This window comes from Methylobacterium sp. E-066, assembly GCF_022829635.1.
Classification (GTDB): Bacteria; Pseudomonadota; Alphaproteobacteria; order Rhizobiales; family Beijerinckiaceae; genus Methylobacterium.
Genome location: NZ_JAKSYO010000077.1, coordinates 1 through 4,180, shown reverse-complemented (window position 1 = coordinate 4,180; position 4,180 = coordinate 1). Strand labels below are relative to the sequence as shown.

Sequence of the window (4,180 nt, the reverse complement as noted above, 5' to 3'; positions counted from 1 at the left end):
GGAAAGCCTCGGTCTCCTCGGCGTCGGCGCCGCCGGCGAGGCCGGAGCCGTCGGCGGCCGCATCGACCGTGCCGGCGCCGCCGAAGCCCGCGGGCGCGTCGTCGACATCGACCAGGGTGAGCGCCGTGCCGCCATCGGTGTCGCCGGATCGGCCGGCAACACGCGAAGATCGCTGGGCCTCGAAGGAGCCCTCCAGAAGCCTTTGCGATCCCTGGAGGCCTCCTTCGAGGGCTCCGCTCCGCTGCACCACCTCAGGATGAGGGCGAGTGTGGGATCGTTCTTGAGCTTGCAGCACCGCGCACCGTCATTGCGAGCGCAGCGAAGCAACCCAGGGAAACGCTACATTCGGATAGCGCGCGCTGCCCTGGGTTGCTTCGCTGCGCTCGCAATGACGGCGGAGGCTCAATTGCGAACCGTGTCCACAACAAACGGGTCTCAATTCACCCGCACCACCAGCTTCATCTTCGGATGAATACCGCAGAGGACCTGAAACGTCCCGCGCTCGGTGAAGGTGACCGGCGTGCGGCTGCCTGGCTCCTGGTCGCCGGAATCAAAGCTGAACGTGTCGGATTCGACGAACACGTGATGCAGCAGGTCGCTGTCGTCGTTGACGAACATCACCGTCTCGCCCCGGCTCAAGGCGATGTTGCCCGGCTGGAACGCCCGGCCCTTCTGCGACACCAGGAGCCCGGAGGCCTCGAGATTGCCGACCAGGACCAATCCGCAGATCATCCCGAGGGCCAATGCGAGCGCTGCCGGGAGAACCGGTTTCCAGCGGAGCGATGCGGGTAAACTCGGCGCTGCGGGGGCCATGCTGTTCCTCGGATTCGCCAGCGCCGAACCGGTATCCGCAGCAGCGGCAAGCGTTCGAGCCCAGCTAGTCTAGAGGAACGTTTATTGAGAAATCATTTTCGCGATGCCCCGCGTTCCAGCTCATCCGGCTGTTTCCGAGGTGATTGAGCCGCGAAAACGCTTATCGAAGAGTCGAGCGCAGGATCGGCCGGCTAATCGAGCCTTAACATGTAGCAATTACGGTTCACTGGACCTGTCACACGGCGGCCCGGTGCGATGCGAGACCCCGAGAGAGCGACGGACGAGCAGGCGCCTTCGGGTCTGGCGCGTCTTGCGCGCGGCATCACGGGTCTGTCGACGACGATCCGCGGCCGGATCTTCGTCGCCTTCCTCGGGATGAGCCTGCTCTCGGGCGCGCTCGGGCTCTACGCCGTCGTGGCGATCTCGCATGTCGGGGTGCTGGTCAACCGCACCTATGACGAATCGCTGATGTCGATCAATTACGCCCGGGCGACCGCGGCGGATTTCGCCAAGATGCGCAGCGCCTTCGCCCGCCGGACCTATGTCCGCGACGCCGCCGAGGCGGCCAAGCTCGATGCGGAGATCGCCGAACTCTCGACCACGCTGGCCGAAGACCTGACCATCGCGGTCGAGCGCTCGCAATCGGACCGGTCGGTGCGCACCGCCGGCGCCGTGCAGGCGGCCGTGGCCGCCTGGGAGGAGATGCGCCGCGGCCTCGATCCGGCTACGGCTCGCCCCGAGCGCTGGGACGCGCTCGACCAGCGCGCCAACGCGGTCGACAGCCAGATCGACCTCCTGGTCAACTACACCGCGGGCGACGGCTTCACCTTCCGCCAGGCAGCCCGGATGCTCGTCGCCCGGGAGATGCACGTCAACGCCGTCGTGGCCGGGCTGGCAGTGTTCGCCTGTGCGCTGATCGCCTGGCTGCTCAACCGCCGCATCACCGGCCCGCTGGCGGACGCCTCGGTGGCGGCGGAGCGGATCGCCAGCGGGCGCCTCGACGACCGCATCCCGGCCGGCGGCCGCGACGAGCTCGGCAGCCTGCTCCGCTCGATGGCGGTGATGCGCGACAACATCCACGCGATGATGCAGCGCGAGGTCAGCCAGCGCCGGGTCGCCGAGGCCCTGGTGACCGACGCGCTCCAGACCTCCCGCGAGGGCGTGGTCGTGGTCGATGCCGAAGGCGGCATCGCGCTGGCCAACGCCCAGGCTCTGCATTTCTTCGATGGGTTGGAGGCCGCGATCACGGCCGGCATGTCCCTGGCGGTCCCGGCCGATGAAGCCGGCTCCGGCTCGAAAACCCTCAACGAGTGCTTCCGGGCGCTTGCCCGCGACGGCGAGATCCGGTTGGCGGACGGGCGCTGGCTGCGGGTGAGCCGCAGCGCCACTCAGTCGGGCGGCTTCGTGGCCGTGTGCAGCGACATCAGCCTGCTCAAGGAGCAGGAAGACCGGCTGACCGAGACCAACCTCCGGCTCGACGCGGCTCTGGACAACATGTCCCAGGGCCTCTGCCTCTACGACGCACAGCATCGCCTGATGGTGGTGAACCGGCGCTACAGCGAGATCTACGGCCTGCCAGCCGATGCCATCGTTCCCGGGATGTCGGCGCAGGACGTGCTGAGCGTCAGCCTCGCGGCCGGCAACCATCCGGGCAGCGACCTCGCCACCCTCCTCCGCCAGGAGCACGAGGCCCATCGCGGCGGCATCTGGCATACGCAGTTCCAGGAGCTGAGCAACGGCCGCACGGTCTCGATCGACCGGCGCGCGACCGCCGATGGCGGTTTCGTCGCGACCTACGAGGACGTCACCGAGCGCCGCCGCGCCGAGGCCCGCATCGCCTTCCTGGCGCACCACGACACCGTGACGGGCCTGCCGAACCGGGAGGCGCTCGGCCAGCAGATCGAGATGGCCGTGGCGCAGGCCGGGCGCGATTCGGGCTTCGCGGTCTTCGCCATCGACCTCGACGATTTCCGGCCGGTGAACGAGACCCTGGGCCACGGGGTCGGGGACGAGCTGCTGGCGGCGGTGGGCGAGCGGCTCACCGCCTGCGTGCGCGAGATCGACTGCGTCGCCCGGCTCGGCGCAGACGAGTTCATCGTCGTCCAGCGGGGCGTCGACCGGGCCGAGGAGGCCGCCGTTCTGGCCCGCCGGATCATCGAGGTGCTGAGCGCGCCCTACAGCCTGAGCAGCCACGAGATCAGCGTCGGGCTGACCATCGGCATCACCCTGGCGCCGGGTGATGGCGCGAGCTGCGAGAAACTCCTGAAGAACGCCGAGGTCGCCCTCGACCGCGGCAAGACCGAGGCAAGGGGCTCGTTCCGGTTCTTCGAGCCCGAGATGGATGCCCGCCTCCAGGCCCGCCGGATCCTGGAGCGCGACCTGCGCGACGCGCTCGCCCGCGAGGCCTTCGAGGTCTACTACCAGCCGATCTACAGCCTCGCCGCGGACCGGATCTGCGGCTTCGAGGCCCTGCTGCGCTGGGACCACCCGAGCCGCGGCTTCGTCTCGCCGGCCGAGTTCATCCCGATCGCCGAAGAGCTCGGGCTGATCGTCCCGCTCGGGGAGTGGGTGCTGCGCCGGGCCTGCGAGGAGGCCGCCCGCTGGCCGGACGGGCTCAAGGTCGCGGTCAACGTCTCGGCGGTGCAATTCACCTCGGCGAGCCTCGTCACCGCGGTGCGCGAGGCCCTGCGCCGGACCGGCCTGCCTGGGCGCCGCCTGGAGCTGGAGATCACCGAATCGGTGCTGGTGGCCAATCCCGGCGCGACCACGGCGATCCTGCACAGCCTGAAGGCTTTGGGCGTCCGGGTCTCGATGGACGATTTCGGCACCGGCTACTCGTCGCTGAGCTACCTGCGCAGCTTCCCGTTCGACAAGATCAAGATCGACCAGTCCTTCGTGCGCGACCTGTGCATCAAGGACGGGACCGACTTCATCGTCCGGGCGGTGATCGGGCTGGGCTCCAGCCTCGGCATGACCACCACCGCCGAGGGCGTGGAGACCGAGGCCCAGCTCGCGCATCTGCGGGCCGAGGGCTGCGACGAGGTCCAGGGCTACCTGATCAGCCGCGCGGTCCCGGTCTCCCAGGTGGCCGAGGTGATTAATCGCTGGAACGGGGAGGCTCGGGCAATCGCCTGAGGGGCCCTCCCCCGTGCAGAGCTACGACGTTCAGCCACCGCTGCCGAATGAGGGCCAAGGCTACCCCCAAGCGCGTCTCCCTCCCCCCTCTGCGGGGGAGGGTGGCCCGTGCGTCAGCAGGGGTCGGGAGAGGGGAACCCGGCTTCAGGACAAGGCGTGACCGGCATGATAGGCAAAGCCCGATCCTGCACCGTCGCTCCCCTCTCCCGACCCCCTTCGGGGGCCACCCTCC

Annotated in this window: 3 protein-coding genes; 1 reads left to right on the top strand and 2 read right to left on the bottom strand. The window is 69.1% G+C overall.

The features are described 5' to 3' along the window. Both MKL20_RS08570 and MKL20_RS08565 read right to left on the bottom strand, forming a co-directional pair. Window positions 1-247, bottom strand: a 247-nt coding sequence (locus MKL20_RS08570; RefSeq protein WP_244036325.1) for a hypothetical protein, incomplete at its 3' end; no start/stop codon positions are given. A 188-nt stretch (window positions 248-435) separates the two neighbouring features. Beyond that, on the bottom strand, window positions 436-813 hold the full coding sequence (locus MKL20_RS08565) for a plastocyanin/azurin family copper-binding protein (RefSeq protein ID WP_243971613.1): 378 nt from the start codon (window positions 811-813) through the stop codon (window positions 436-438). 255 nt (window positions 814-1,068) lie between these two features. Between MKL20_RS08565 and MKL20_RS08560 the strand changes: the two genes are divergently transcribed. Beyond that, window positions 1,069-3,948: an EAL domain-containing protein gene (locus MKL20_RS08560; protein WP_244036324.1), complete on the top strand. Its 2,880-nt coding sequence runs from the start codon at window positions 1,069-1,071 to the stop codon at window positions 3,946-3,948. Window positions 3,949-4,180: the final 232 nt, after the last annotated feature.

Bases quoted from the DNA above. Each gene is read 5' to 3' on its own strand.
- MKL20_RS08565 (WP_243971613.1), bottom strand. From the start codon at position 813: ATGGCCCCCGCAGCGCCGAGTTTACCCGCATCGCTCCGCTGGAAACCG.
- MKL20_RS08560 (WP_244036324.1), top strand. From the start codon at position 1,069: ATGCGAGACCCCGAGAGAGCGACGGACGAGCAGGCGCCTTCGGGTCTG.